The organism is Microbacterium sp. 2FI (assembly GCF_005502885.1).
GTDB lineage: Bacteria > Actinomycetota > Actinomycetes > Actinomycetales > Microbacteriaceae > Microbacterium.
Map to the genome: position 1 here is coordinate 98,895 of NZ_SCMR01000012.1, position 12,433 is coordinate 111,327.

Annotated in this window: 14 protein-coding genes and 1 other RNA gene; 8 read left to right on the plus strand and 7 right to left on the minus strand. The window is 70.0% G+C overall.

Annotated features, from left to right (window positions below; translation table 11 throughout):
• Positions 1–42 precede the first annotated feature (42 nt).
• Positions 43–519 (plus strand): SsrA-binding protein SmpB, encoded by a 477-nt coding sequence (gene smpB, locus FFS15_RS11355; RefSeq protein ID WP_137845139.1) that lies wholly within the window; start codon positions 43–45, stop codon positions 517–519.
• Between the two features lie 15 nt (positions 520–534).
• Here the strand turns inward: smpB and FFS15_RS11360 are convergent, their stop codons facing one another.
• Positions 535–1,215 carry an SIMPL domain-containing protein gene (locus tag FFS15_RS11360; protein ID WP_137845140.1) on the minus strand — a complete coding sequence of 227 codons (681 nt, stop codon included), beginning with the start codon at positions 1,213–1,215 and terminating at the stop codon, positions 535–537.
• Positions 1,216–1,348: 133 nt separating this feature from the next.
• On the opposite strand from FFS15_RS11360, the gene FFS15_RS11365 reads away from it, so the two are divergent.
• The 6 genes from FFS15_RS11365 to FFS15_RS11390 all read left to right on the plus strand — a co-directional run bounded on the left by FFS15_RS11365 (position 1,349) and on the right by FFS15_RS11390 (position 5,166).
• A complete protein-coding gene (locus FFS15_RS11365) occupies positions 1,349–2,170 on the plus strand; it encodes a DUF4397 domain-containing protein (RefSeq protein WP_137845141.1) in 822 nt (273 codons plus the stop codon).
• Between the two features lie 16 nt (positions 2,171–2,186).
• A complete protein-coding gene (locus tag FFS15_RS11370) occupies positions 2,187–2,834 on the plus strand; it encodes a class F sortase (RefSeq protein ID WP_249353987.1) in 648 nt (215 codons plus the stop codon).
• Between the two features lie 7 nt (positions 2,835–2,841).
• Positions 2,842–3,423, plus strand: coding sequence for a sigma-70 family RNA polymerase sigma factor (locus FFS15_RS11375; RefSeq protein ID WP_137845142.1), 582 nt, complete (start codon positions 2,842–2,844; stop codon positions 3,421–3,423).
• Positions 3,410–4,162: an anti-sigma factor gene (locus FFS15_RS11380; protein WP_137845143.1), complete on the plus strand. Its 753-nt coding sequence runs from the start codon at positions 3,410–3,412 to the stop codon at positions 4,160–4,162. Before FFS15_RS11375 ends, FFS15_RS11380 begins: the two co-directional genes overlap by 14 nt.
• 111 nt (positions 4,163–4,273) lie before the next feature.
• Positions 4,274–4,642, plus strand: a transfer-messenger RNA (tmRNA) gene (ssrA, locus tag FFS15_RS11385).
• Positions 4,643–4,785: 143 nt separating this feature from the next.
• Positions 4,786–5,166 (plus strand): YciI family protein, encoded by a 381-nt coding sequence (locus tag FFS15_RS11390; RefSeq protein ID WP_137845144.1) that lies wholly within the window; start codon positions 4,786–4,788, stop codon positions 5,164–5,166.
• Between the two features lie 75 nt (positions 5,167–5,241).
• On the opposite strand, the gene FFS15_RS11395 is transcribed toward FFS15_RS11390, so the two are convergent.
• Both FFS15_RS11395 and FFS15_RS11400 read right to left on the minus strand, forming a co-directional pair.
• Positions 5,242–6,231, minus strand: coding sequence for an RNA polymerase sigma factor (locus FFS15_RS11395; RefSeq protein ID WP_137845145.1), 990 nt, complete (start codon positions 6,229–6,231; stop codon positions 5,242–5,244).
• Between the two features lie 54 nt (positions 6,232–6,285).
• Positions 6,286–7,821, minus strand: coding sequence for an FAD-dependent oxidoreductase (locus FFS15_RS11400; protein WP_137845146.1), 1,536 nt, complete (start codon positions 7,819–7,821; stop codon positions 6,286–6,288).
• Between the two features lie 67 nt (positions 7,822–7,888).
• Between FFS15_RS11400 and FFS15_RS11405 the strand changes: the two genes are divergently transcribed.
• Positions 7,889–8,455, plus strand: a complete 567-nt coding sequence (locus FFS15_RS11405) for an XRE family transcriptional regulator (protein ID WP_137845147.1) — start codon at positions 7,889–7,891, stop codon at positions 8,453–8,455.
• 12 nt (positions 8,456–8,467) lie between these two features.
• Here FFS15_RS11405 and FFS15_RS11410 read toward each other — a convergent pair whose 3' ends face one another.
• From FFS15_RS11410 to FFS15_RS11425, 4 genes are all read right to left on the minus strand, one after another.
• Positions 8,468–9,796, minus strand: a complete 1,329-nt coding sequence (locus FFS15_RS11410; protein ID WP_137845148.1) for an NAD(P)/FAD-dependent oxidoreductase — start codon at positions 9,794–9,796, stop codon at positions 8,468–8,470.
• 55 nt (positions 9,797–9,851) lie between these two features.
• A complete protein-coding gene (locus FFS15_RS11415; protein WP_212743146.1) occupies positions 9,852–10,700 on the minus strand; it encodes a helix-turn-helix transcriptional regulator in 849 nt (282 codons plus the stop codon).
• An 85-nt stretch (positions 10,701–10,785) separates the two neighbouring features.
• Entirely contained in the window at positions 10,786–11,724 is a 939-nt protein-coding gene (locus tag FFS15_RS11420) for an SDR family oxidoreductase (RefSeq protein WP_137845150.1), read from the minus strand.
• Positions 11,725–11,836: 112 nt separating this feature from the next.
• A partial coding sequence (locus FFS15_RS11425; protein ID WP_349290461.1) for a hypothetical protein occupies positions 11,837–12,433 on the minus strand: 597 nt, incomplete at its 5' end.

Genomic DNA, 12,433 nt, shown 5'->3' on the forward strand with positions numbered 1-12,433 from the left:
CGGCTGCTGTGCGCTCGGCGCAGCGGTGGATCAGGAGTCGTCATGCCTCGGGAACGCGGTGAGAAGGTCGTCGCGACCAATCGTCGCGCGCGCCACGAGTACACCATCGACAAGACCTACGAAGCCGGTCTCGTCCTCACCGGCACCGAGGTCAAGTCGCTGCGCCAGGGCCGCGCCAACATCTCTGACGGGTACGCGTACATCCAGGGCGGCGAGGTCTTCCTCGACGCGGTCCACATCCCCGAGTACTCGCAGGGGCACTGGACCAACCACGCGTCCAAGCGCATCCGCAAGCTGCTGCTCCACAAGGACGAGATCATCAAGCTCTCGCACGCCGTCTCCGCGGGTGGCTACACCCTCGTCCCGTTGAAGCTGTACTTCTCGGACGGCCGCGCCAAGGTCGAGATCGCCGTCGCCAAGGGCAAGCGCGAGTACGAGAAGCGGCAGACGATCCGCGAGCGCGAAGACAAGCGCGAGGCCGAGCGCGCAATGCGCTCGCGCAACCGCCTCGGGGAGTAGCTCGCGGCCCGCGCCTCAGCGGGCGACGAACCGCGCCTCGACCGCGGCTGAGATCACGATGTCTTCGGGCTGCAGCTGCACGGCGGGACCGCCGCCGTCGGCGCCGTCGGTGTCGAATGACGCCTTCGCCATCAGCATCCGCGGCGCCGCGGCGCTCTCGTGAGCCTCGCCGCGGGTGAGCAGGCCCAGGTCGGCGATCTCGAGGGGGGTGACCGAGGACAGTCCGATCGCTCCGGCGTACGCGGTCGCCCGCGCCACCGCGACCCCGACGGCGCCGGCGGCGATGGCGCGCTCGGTCGCCGACCGGGTCTCGGGGGTCAGCTGCCAGTCGATCCACCCGAACTGCACGCCATCGCGCTCGGCGACATCGCCCGCCCACCATGACAGCGCGGCGAAATCGGCGAACGTCACGGAGAAATCGACCGACGCATAGTGCACCGGCGCGAGGCGCTTGCCCTCGTTGTTCCACGGGCGCTCCGACCACACCGAGACGCGCTGGCTGGTCCATTCGATGAGACCGCCGGCACTCTTGCGGGCCGCGAGGTCGTCGCGCACCGGCTCGCTGAGTGCGGCCATGCGCTCGACGACGGCGCCGCGCTCGGGGCCTTCGGCGCGGATCGTGAGGTGGGCGACAGCGCGCTCAGGCGTGATCCGCTCCTCGTGCTCGCCGCGGACGGTGATGACGACTTCGCTCATGCAGGTGACTCTACGCACTGGCGAGACGAGCGAGAACCGTCGATCTTCATGCGACTGCATCCAAAGCGGTGCCGGGGCCGGAAGGACTCTTTCGAAGGGCGACGACCGGTCGCCCCGACGTAGGAGGACCACCATGCGAACGAAGATCTTCGCGGGCATCGCCGCCGGGGCCATCGCCGCCGTCGGACTGCTCGCTCCCGCGAGCGCCGCCACCGCCGACACCGCCGTGCTGTCGGTGCTCCACGGCATCCCCGACACCCCCGTCGACGTTTGGGTCAACGGCGAGCTCACGCTCGACGACTTCCAGCCCGGCGACCTCGCCGGACCGCTCGACCTGCCTGCCGGCGCGTACGAGGTCGCTCTCACCGCCCCCGACGCCACCGACGACAGCGCACCCGTGCTCGGCCCCGTGAGCCTCACGCTCGACGCCGGCGTGAACTACACCGCGGTGGCCCACCTCGACGAGGCCGGCGCCCCGACAGTGACGCCGTTCGTCAACGACACCGCGGCCACTGCTGCCGGTGAAGGCCGCCTGACCGTGCGCCACACCGCCGCGGCTCCGGCCGTCGACGTCCTCGCCGGTGGCACCCCGGTGATCGAAGGCCTCGCGAACCCCGACGAGGCGACGCTCGACCTTCCCGCCGGCACCGTGTCGGCATCCGTCGCCGCGGCCGGCACCACCGAGCCCGTCATCGGCCCGGCAGACGTCGAGGTCCAGGAAGGCGTCCTCACCATCGTCTACGCATGGGGCAGCCTCGAGGACGGCAACCTGGCAGTCGCGTTCCAGACGGTCGAGGGACTCCACTCGGCTCCGGATGGCGTCAACTCGGGCACCGGCGGTCAGCTCGCCCAGCGCGACGCCAGCATGCAGATGCTGCTGATCGTCGGCGGTCTGGGACTCGCTGCGGCCGTCGCGGCATCCGCCGTCATCGTCCGCGCCCGCAGCGAGCGCTGAGGGCAGGCCGGCCATGATGAGGACGACCGTCGGATCGCTGGGGGGCCTTGGCGCCCTGGCGGTCGTCCTCATGCTGGCGGGGTGCGGCTCGACCCCAGGAGCCGCCCCGCCAGGGCCGACCCCCTCGGCTGATCCGGCGCGATCGGCGACAGCGGCTCCCACGCCTGTCGTCGACGTGCCGGTCGCGGCGGCCACCCCGACACCGGCTCGGCCGTCCGTGCCGCCGGTGCGGGTGGCCGCCCCTTCGATCGGCGTCGACATGCCCGTTGTCTCGGTGGGCGTCGAGACCGGCGGCTTCATGGAGCTGCCGCCCGACCCGGCGGTGGCGGGGTGGTATCGCTTCGGGGCCGCCCCCGCGAGTCCCGACGGCAGCGTCGTCATCTCGGCGCATGTGGACGCCCCCGACAAGCCGATCGGCCCCTTCAGCCGTCTGCGCGAACTGCCGGTCGGCGAGGCGATCGAGGTGACGGATGCCGCCGGTGCGGTGCACCGGTACGCCGTTCAGAGCGTCACGTACTACCCGAAGACGGCACTGCCCGTCGACGATCTCTTCGCCCGGTCAGGCAGCGATGCTCTCGTGCTCATCACGTGCGGAGGCGCGTTCGATGCCGCAACGGGGCGCTATGCGGATAACGTGGTCGCCATCGCGACCCCGACGACATGAGCCGGCGATGACGACGGCGAAGGTGAGAGGAGCGAGTGTGGACGAGGCGCAGGAGCGCGAACTGAGCGATCGGTTCCGCCGAGGCGACGAGCGAGCGCTTGAGGAGATCTATCGGCGATGGTCGCCGATCGTCTTCACGCTGGCGCTGCGTTTCCTCGGCGACCGCGGCGACGCCGAGGATGTGACGCAGAAGACCTTCGTGTCGGCATGGACCTCGCGCGCCTCATATGACGCGACGAAGGCGAAGCTGTCGACCTGGCTCGTCGTGATCGCCAAGCGTCGCATCGCCGACACCCTCGAGGCCCGCACTCGGGTGCGCGCCCTGCAGGAAGAGCTGCAGCGATTCGCCACGCCCGACCAGCTGACGGGGCCTGAGATCGATCTCGGCGACCGCCTGCTGCTCGCCGACGAGATCGATCGCCTCGAACCTGACGCGCAGCGCGTGCTGCGGCTCGCCTTCTACGACGACCTCACCCATGAGCAGATCGCGAAACGCCTGGAGATGCCCTTGGGTACCGTGAAGAGTCATATCCGTCGAAGTCTCACGCGCCTGCGCAGCCGATTGGAGGTGGGCAATGTCGCATCCTGAGCAGTCACATCTCGACCCCGAGCGGCTCTCGGTGCTCGCCCTCGGCGATCCGGCGACGGGTGCCGAGCAGATCCACCTCGACAACTGCGACGAGTGCGCGATCGAACTGGCCGAGCTCGAATACACCGTGACGGTGGGTCGTGCCACGGTCGGACTCGGCGACCTCGAGGCCCCGCCCGAGAGGGTGTGGGATCGCATCTCCGACGAGCTCGGGCTCGGTGCGGGCGAGGCGCCGTCGGCGGATCCCGCGACCGTCGTCGCCGACGCGCCGGAAGCAGCCGACCTGACGCCGGCACCCCGTCGCGGCCGCGCGACCCGCGTGCTCTTCACGCTGGCGGCGAGCGTCGCGGTCATCCTCGTCGTCATCGGCGTCTCGAACATGCTGCGCCCGCCGCAGGTCGTCGAGCTCGCCTCGGCGACGCTGGACGCCTTCCCCGACCACCCCGGCGCAGCGGGAGCGGCCGTCGTCGTCGAGACCGATGGCGGCGAGAAGGAAGTGCGGGTCGAGCTCGACGCCGACGAGGCGTCTGACGGATACCGCGAGGTGTGGCTCATCACCGCCGACGCGTCGGCGCTCGTGAGCCTCGGCGTACTCGAGGGGAGCGAGGGCACCTTCCCGATTCCGGAAGGCATCGACATCCGCGACTACGTGCTCGTCGACATCTCGCAGGAGCCGACCGACGGCGATCCCGCGCACTCGGGCGACTCGATCGTGCGCGGCGAGCTCGGATTCGCGTGATCGGAATGGCGGCGCCTCGGCATCCGTTGTACTCTGGTGTGCTCGGATGCCTCGGCATCCGGGTTCTGACAACTCCACAGCGTGACAACGGCCCTTCACGCGAAGGCTCATGGGGATGATCGGTTTCGACATCGCCTGTGAATCTGCGAGAAGCGGGCCGAGGATGCAGGGTTATCTCGTAAACGATCTCTGCAAACCAATAAGTGCCGAAACCAAGCGCACTGATCTCGCCCTCGCTGCCTAAGCGAGCCTGAGATCCGTCAGACCGCAGGCGTTCCCGCTGCGGACCCTGGCGTCATCTAGGGGACTTGCTGCGTGACGGCGCCTGGACGTCACGCGGGACTCTTCCCAGGCTGGGCTCGTCGACTTAGGTGTCTGTGACAAAGGTCGGAGCCGAGCAGAACGCTTTCATAGACTGCGCCCGGAGAATACGCAGTATCCCAGCGATGGACGGGGGTTCGATTCCCCCCATCTCCACCATTGCCGTTGTCACTGAGCAAGGCCTCGAGCCCCGCGTGATCACGCGGGGCTCGAGGCCTTTGTCCGTCGGTGTCGCTGTCGACTTCCGGGGGCGACTCGGACACACTTGAGAGTCGCCGATCGGCCAGAGAAACGGAGCAGTCGTGCAGTATCTGATCCTGATCCACAACAACCCGTCAGTCGCGGACATGTTCGCGAAGATGACAGACGAAGAGCGGACCGCCGCATACCAGGTCTACTGGGACGTCGAGAGCGACCTCGAAGCATCCGGCGAGCTCGTAGATTCCAAGGCACTGGATGATCGGACCCAGCAGATCGTTCAGCGCGGTTCGGGTGGACCGGTCGTCACCGAGGCGCCGCTGCCCGAAACCACCGAAGTGGTCAGCGGCTACTACCTCGTCGATGTGGCGGCCGTGGAACGCGCGCACGAGATCGCGGCTCGGTTTCCCGAAGCGGCGGCATCCGGCGGCATCAGGGTAGCCCGCACCCTCACGCAAGAAGACTTCGACGCCATGGGCTCATAGGGCCATCCGCCCCGAGGACTTCAGGCGGGCGACGAGATCATCGGCCGCGGATCTTCGGGCGGGCGCTCTCCGGTGCTACCAGTCCAGCACCGCGCGCGCGACGATCGTGGTGACACATTCGGCAGGCCGTCCGCCGGGCGCGATGACGGCGAGGTCGATCTCGTGCAGTGCCGTCCAGTCGGCGGGCATGCTGTTCCCCTCGATCAGCCATATGTATTTCTGGCCGGCCGTGGGAAACGCGCCGAACTCGACATCGGTGCCGTCGTCGAGGCACGAGCGATCCTCCCGCGAGCTGAGGGAGCCGCTCGCGGTGAGTTCGTCGTGCGTCGTCACGAGGTCGACGATCTCGGCCGTGATCGAGTCCCCGTCGACGTGGACGGCCACCCGTCCTCGGGTGGACCCGTCGGGCGACTCGAACGTTCCGAATGCCTCCGGGCTTGCTCCCGATGTCGGTACCCCGGCGGTTACCGGCGGCGGGGTCCTTCCGATGCCTGCGATGCCCGCGATGACCGGAACTCCGAGAACGACGACCGCGACCGCGCCGATCGCGATGGCGGATGCCGCCCACGCACCGACGGGCGGAAAGCGTCGCGCGGGCCTTGCGGGCACAGTGAACCTCCCGTCCCGGAGTCGGTCCAGGTCGGTCTGGGCACGCACGCTCATGCCGTCGCCGGGCTCACCCAGTACCACGCCGACGTCCGCCGCGCTCAGGCGATCCCAGTACGTCAGCTGAAGAACCTCGCGTTGAGCGGCGGGCAAGGCTGCGAGCAGCCGCAGAAGCACATCGATGGCATAGTCATCGGCGTCCGTGTCGGCGATCACAACGGCGTCCCGCACCGCGCGATTCTCGCGCACCTGCCGCCGCACCTCTGCCCTGCACAGGTTGTGCGCCGTGCGGAACAGCCATCCCACCGGGTGCGCATGCCGATGCGGAAGCTTGAGGAGCGCGAGTTCGAACGTGGAAGCGACGATGTCATCGGCTGGCGCCGAGCCCACCAGTCTCACGACGTATCTTCTGACGTCGCCGTGCTGGGAGCGGAACAACTCCTCAAACCTGTCGAGCATGGGATCCTTCTGCGCGCACCCCGTCGGTCCATCGACCCTGTCACCTTTATATGCTCAGGAGGATGAGATCCTGACATCGGGGCGTCTGTGCACCAGCAGCACCGTGTCGTCGAGCGTCGCGGAGGTGCCGTCAGGCGCCGTCGCTCCTCGCGGCCGTGCCTCGGCGATCTCGACCATCCAGTCGGAATCGTCCAGGCCGAGCGCGTCGAGCTCGTCGGCCGCGTTCAGGAAGACATGCGCGCCGCCGTGCCCCGCCGGCGCCCACGGGGGCGGGCCGGCGTGCGAGACGATCAGCATCCGTCCGCCCGGCGCGACGCGTGCGGCCGCGCGTCGGAGTGCCCCGGTGCGATCGAGGGCGACGGGGGAGTGGAAGAAGCTCGCCGTGACGAGGTCGTACTCGCCGACAGTCTCGGCCTCTGACAGATCCGACACGACGAAGTGCGCATCGATGCTCGCGGTACGGGCGGCATCCTGCGCCCGATCGATCGCCGTCTGTGAGATGTCCACTCCGGTGGCATCCCATCCTTGCTGCGCGAGCCAGATCGCGTCGGCGCCCTCGCCGCAGCCGAGGTCGAGCGCGCGCCCGGGTTCGAGGCCCTGCACGACGTCGACCATCGTGCGGTTCGGCCGACCCGACCAGAGGCGGTCGGCGTAGCGTCCGTTCCAGTAGAGCGCCGGTGCGAGGTCGAAGTCCTCCTCGACGAGCGCGGCGTTGACGGCCGCACCGGCCATCGCACCGGCGCCCATCGAGAGCGGTACGTTCGCCATCGGGCTCACGACGTTGCCCGCTGCCCAGATTCGGGCCGAGCTCGTCCGGCCCATCGCGTCCACCTCGAGGAACGAGCCGACCGGGGTGTCCGCCCGCGCCAAGCCCAGGTGCGCGACGAACGCGTCGTGCGGGCGGACGGCGCCCATCGTGAAGAGCGCGCCGACCGCGACGACCCGGCCGTCGCGCAGGCGCACTCCGGTCACCTCCGTACCTTCGCCGACCACCTCGACGACCGGTTCGGCGACGATCTCGACGCCGCGCGCGTGCAGGCGTCGCGCGATCTCGGGATCGATCGCGCCCAGCATCCCGGCGAAGACCACGACGTCGTCGCTCCACTGGCGCACGAGCTGCGCCTGGTGCAGCTGGTGGGGCGAGACGAGCAGCACGCCGAGCCGGCGGTCTCGCACCTCCCAGCCGTGGCAGTAAGGGCAGTGGAGCACGCCCGTGCCCCACCGCTCGGCGAGGCCGGGGATGTCCGGCAGGTCGTCGGACACGCCCGTCGCGAGAACAAGGGCGCGCGCCGACTCCGCGCTGCCGTCGGCGAGGGTGACGGTGACGCGCGTCGCCCCTTCGTCCACGCGCGCGACCGCCACCGCGCGCACCTCGACGTCGTACGCCTCGACTTCAGCACGCCCGCGGCCGAGCAGGTCGCCGGGCGACATACCGTCGTGCCCGAGCACGCCGTGCATGTGCGGGGCGAAGCGATTGCGCGGCGCTCCCGTATCGAGCACGAGCGTGCGACGGCGCGCACGGCCGAGCATCTGTGCGGCGCTCAGGCCGGCCGCGCCGGCCCCGATGACGATGGCATCCCAGGTGTTCATCACCCCAGCCTGATCGCCGCGGTACACTTCGGCAAGTTGGTTTGCGCTATTGGCAAAGGATGCGGACATGGAACTCGAACACGTCGGGCCGAGACTCCGAGCGGCACGCCAGGCGAAGGGACTGACCCTCGAAGACGTGGCGACCAAGTCCGGCATGTCGGTGAGCACGCTGTCGCGCCTCGAGTCGGGGAAGCGTCAGGCGAGCCTCGCGCTGCTCGTGCCGGTGACGCGGCATCTCGGCATCCGCATCGACGATCTCGTCCGCGAGGACTCGCCCGACCCGCGCGTGCGTCGCCCGGCCGTGCGACGCGGTGGCCTCGTGATCGCGCCGCTCGCCCTCGAAGACTCTCCGGTCAGCACGTACAAGATCACGTACCCGCCCGTCGGCGAACTGCCCGAGCTGCGCGTTCACGACGGGTTCGAGTGGCTGTACGTGCTCAGCGGCCGGCTGCGGCTGCGCCTGGGCACGCAGGACCTGGTGCTCGGCCGCGGCGAAGCGGCCGAGTTCGACACGCGCACGCCTCACGCGATGAGCGCCGCCGGTTCGAAGCCCGCAGAAGTGCTGAGCATCTTCAATGCCGAGGGCGAGCGGATGCACACCCACGGCGCGAACGCCGCTCGTGACGCCGGTTGAGCGTCGTCCCGGTCAGGGCGCGGACCACACCTGCTCGATCGGGACCGCGCGCCGCAGGATGCGCTCAGCAGCGCGGTGCCCCGAGCGCATCGCGGCGGGCACGGTCGCGGGGTCCTCGGTCCAGGTCGCCTCGCCGGCGATGTGGAGCACGCCGCCCACGGGCGTCGCGAGGTCGTCGTGATCGGCGGTGGTCGATCCCACGGTCATGTACGCGTACGAGCCGTGCGCAAATGGGTCATCCTGCCAGTCGGTGACGTGCACGTGGGTGGGGCGCTCCACGCGGCTGCCATACAGGCGTCGCAGCTGCGTGAGGACCGAGGCGACGATCTCCTGCTCGCTCCAGTCGCGCGACGCCTCGGCGGCGGGACCCGCGGCGAACGTGAGCAGGGTCGGGGTGTCGTGCAGCGAGGTGAGGTCGTACCACGAGTGCCACCAGCGACCCTCGGGCCCCTGCTGGCGGATCGCGTAGACCCCGTCGTCCCAGAACTTCGTCGGGAATCGCAGGAAGACCTTCTCGAATGCGTTCATCTTGAGGCGTCCGAGAGCACCGGCGACCGGTTCGGGGAGCGGGGGCTCGATCGCGAAGTCGTCGGACTGCAGCACGCCGACCGGCACGGTCACGACGACGGCGTCGGCCGCGAGCGTCCCTCGATCGGTCGAGACGATGACGCCCGACTCCGACCACTGCACGCGTGAGACGACCTGGGTGAGACGCACATCGAGCCCGTCGGCGAGCCGGGACGGCAGGCGGTCGTACCCGTCGGGGAACACGACCTCGTCGCCGTCGATCGCATCGTCGTCGAGACCGTGGGCGGCGAGGTCGTCGATCCAGACCCCGTACTGCTCTTCCGACCGGTGCTCGAGGTATTCGCGCACGCGCTCGGCCCGCTCGTCGTCCCACCCCTGGGCGGCGAGGGCGACCTCGGTGACGTCGCGGTACGAGTCGAGGGGATCGGATGCCGCGACCACGTCGCGCAGCGTGGCGTCGACGGTGTGGATGTCGTCCGTGAAGCGGCGGGTGTCGGCATCCGAGAGCCGTGTCCCGTCGGGACCGTAGTAGGCGATCGGTCGGCTGTCCGGCTGGTAGCCGCCGACCGTGAACTCCGCCGTGCGCATGCCGAACGCCGCCACGGCGTCGGCAAGTGGCTCATCGGTGATGCCGTGGATCCAGGAAGCGCCGAGGTCGGTCGCTAGGCCGAAGCGGCGTTCCGTCGACACCCGGCCGCCGACGCGGTCGCGGGCCTCGAGCACGACAACGCGGAGCCCGGCGTTCGACAGCAGGCGGGCCGCGGTGAGGCCGGCGACCCCCGCGCCGATCACGATCGTGTCGAAGTGGTCCATCTCGCGCCTCCGTGCTGTGGGTCGTCCTTTCGCACGATACCGCGACGGCCGAGGGTCAATGTTCCGCGGTCAGGTGCTGCGTTCCGATCACCGAGAGCAGCTGCAGGCGGTCGTAGCTCTCGGTTCCCGGGTTCGCCGTCAGCACGAGGAGGGTCTGCCCCTGCTCGGGGTCGATGAGGATCTGGCACTGCAGCTGCATCACGCCGACCTCGGGATGCTGCAGGCGCTTCTCGCGCGGGTGGGTCTGGCGCACCTCGTGGGCCTCCCAGATCTCGGCGAACTCCGGGCTCTCGGCCAGCAGCGCTTCGACGATCGCGCCGGCGCGCGAGCGGGCGCCGTGCTTGGCGTACACGGTGCGGATGTCGGCGGTGAAGGAACGCGAATGCATGTCGTGGTCCTCACGCGGGTACACGTCGCGGACGGACGGGTCGACGAACCACCGGTAGCCGACGCTGCGCATGAAACCCTCGTGCCGGGTCTCGTCTCCGAAGAGAGCCCGCGCGGGCGGCGTCTGCGCGAGCGTTTCGCCGAGCTCGGTCATCACCTGGGCGGGGGTGTCGGCAAGGCGATCGAGCACGCGCATGAGGCCCGGTGCGACGTGGTCGCCGCGCACCGCCCGCGCGGGTGCCGTGTGGCCGGCCAGCCGGAACAGGTGGTCGCGTTCGTCGATGGTGAGCCGCAGGCCTCGTGCGATCGCCGCCAGCATCTGCTCGGACGGCTGCGGGCCGCGGCTCTGCTCGAGTCGGCTGTAGTAGTCCACCGACATGTCGCAGAGCGCGGCGACCTCTTCGCGCCGGAGCCCCGCGGTGCGTCGGCGCGAACCCCGTCGCAGCCCGACGTCCTCGGGCTGCAGCACCTCACGCCGACGCCGCAGGAAGTCGGCCAGCTGTGCTCTGTCCATCATCCGAGTCTGCGAGATGCAGACTGCCGCAGCAAGGGATCGACGGTCCCTGGCACCGCGGCGAGCGATGCTGCGGACGGCAGTGCGCTCATACCCCCACCGTGACGCCGGTCATGCGCTCCGACACTTCCCACACGCGGCGCGCGTCGGAGGCGCTCCGCAGACGCGAGTAGAGCGCCTGCTCGGCGGGCAGCCCGCCCAGGTGCCGGAATCCCCGGGGGCCGTAGAGCTTCCCGCCCGCGGCGTCGGGACTCGTCGCGGCATACACGGCCGACAGCGCCGCAGACGACGGGGTGCCGACGATGATGCCGCGCCGCGACATCGCGCGGATGACCTTGACGGCCGTGGTGTCGTCGGGCCGCCCCATGCCGGGCTGCGCGGCCAGCAGGTTCGTCGGCGTGATGCCGGGGTGAGACAGGTTGCTGCGGATGTCCCAGCCTGCGGCATCCGATCGACGCTGCAGCTCGGTCGCGAACAGTCCGAACGCGATCTTCGACGAACTGTAGGCCTTCATCGGGTCGTAGTTGCGAGTCCAGTCGAGGTCGTCCCAGCTGATCGCGCCCTGGTCGGCGGCGATGCTGACCTGGCTTGTCACGTGTGCTCCTCCCGCGATGAGCAGCGGCAGCAGCTGCACGGTGAGCGCGAAGTGCCCCAGATGGTTCGTCGCGAGCTGCAGCTCGAACCCGTCTGCGGTCACCCGGCGCTCGGGCGGCGTCATCACCCCGGCGTTGTTGATCAGCATGTCGATCGGTCGACGCGCGCTCAGAACCTCGTCCGCGAACGCGGCCACGGATGCAAGCGACGCCAGGTCGAGGGTGCGCACCTGGATGCCGGCACCCGGCGTGCGCTCGCGGATCTTCGCCGCGGCACCCTCGCCCTTCTGCGCGTTGCGGACCGGCATCAGGATCTCGGCGCCCGCGCGCGCGAGGCGCGCGGCGATCTCGAATCCGACGCCGTCGCTGGCGCCGGTGACGAGCGCGAGTCTTCCGGTGAGGTCGGGGACGGGGATGTCGAGGGTCTTCGGCATGGTGGCTCCAGGTGTCTGATCAGCGGTTCCGTTCCATGCTGGACCGACTGCGCCCGGGCATTCAGGGCGCGCTCACCCGGGGATCGCCGATCCCTGGCTGTGAGGTGGTGGCTTACGCCCCAGGCGGCCACTCGATCAGCAGCAGGCTCTGCTTCGTGTCGGCGAGCTTCACCCAGCCGTCGGCGAAGAGGTAGGTCATTCCGTAGCCGTCGGCGTCGGGGGCGATCGTCGTCTCGGGGTTCTCGGTGATGTAGACGCCCTCGGGCATGTCCTCGCGGATCCATCCTTCCGCCACGAGCGCGTTCTGCGCCTCGGCCGCGGTCTCGTCGTCGACGACCCCCCAGCCGAAGATCTGCAGGTGGTCTCCGGCAGGGCCTTCGTAGTCGGCCCACACGCACTGAAGGCCCTCGGCAAGCTCGACCTCGCCGAGGCGGAACGGCTCGACCTGCACGGTCCACCCGATCTCCTCGTACTCGGCGAGGATCGCCTCGCCGATGATCGTGTCGCACGCAGGGTCGCCGTGGTCGACGGGTTCTGTCGGGGCTTCGGTTCCCTCAGGCGCCGGCGTCTCGGGCGTCGGAGCGGTGGACGCCGTCGGCTCGGCGGCGGGCGGGGAGGCGGCGCACGCGGGAGCGAGCGCGACGGCCGCGACGAGGGCGAGGGCGGCACCGAGGCGGCTGATGCGGGGGATCATCGGGGAGGCTCCGGG

Bases quoted from the DNA above. Each gene is read 5' to 3' on its own strand.
- FFS15_RS11380 (WP_137845143.1), top strand. From the start codon at position 3,410: ATGTCGCATCCTGAGCAGTCACATCTCGACCCCGAGCGGCTCTCGGTG.
- FFS15_RS11405 (WP_137845147.1), top strand. From the start codon at position 7,889: ATGGAACTCGAACACGTCGGGCCGAGACTCCGAGCGGCACGCCAGGCG.
- FFS15_RS11370 (WP_249353987.1), top strand. From the start codon at position 2,187: ATGAGGACGACCGTCGGATCGCTGGGGGGCCTTGGCGCCCTGGCGGTC.
- FFS15_RS11360 (WP_137845140.1), bottom strand. From the start codon at position 1,215: ATGAGCGAAGTCGTCATCACCGTCCGCGGCGAGCACGAGGAGCGGATC.
- FFS15_RS11395 (WP_137845145.1), bottom strand. From the start codon at position 6,231: ATGCTCGACAGGTTTGAGGAGTTGTTCCGCTCCCAGCACGGCGACGTC.
- FFS15_RS11415 (WP_212743146.1), bottom strand. From the start codon at position 10,700: ATGATGGACAGAGCACAGCTGGCCGACTTCCTGCGGCGTCGGCGTGAG.
- FFS15_RS11375 (WP_137845142.1), top strand. From the start codon at position 2,842: ATGACGACGGCGAAGGTGAGAGGAGCGAGTGTGGACGAGGCGCAGGAG.
- FFS15_RS11410 (WP_137845148.1), bottom strand. From the start codon at position 9,796: ATGGACCACTTCGACACGATCGTGATCGGCGCGGGGGTCGCCGGCCTC.
- smpB (WP_137845139.1), top strand. From the start codon at position 43: ATGCCTCGGGAACGCGGTGAGAAGGTCGTCGCGACCAATCGTCGCGCG.
- FFS15_RS11365 (WP_137845141.1), top strand. From the start codon at position 1,349: ATGCGAACGAAGATCTTCGCGGGCATCGCCGCCGGGGCCATCGCCGCC.
- FFS15_RS11420 (WP_137845150.1), bottom strand. From the start codon at position 11,724: ATGCCGAAGACCCTCGACATCCCCGTCCCCGACCTCACCGGAAGACTC.
- FFS15_RS11400 (WP_137845146.1), bottom strand. From the start codon at position 7,821: ATGAACACCTGGGATGCCATCGTCATCGGGGCCGGCGCGGCCGGCCTG.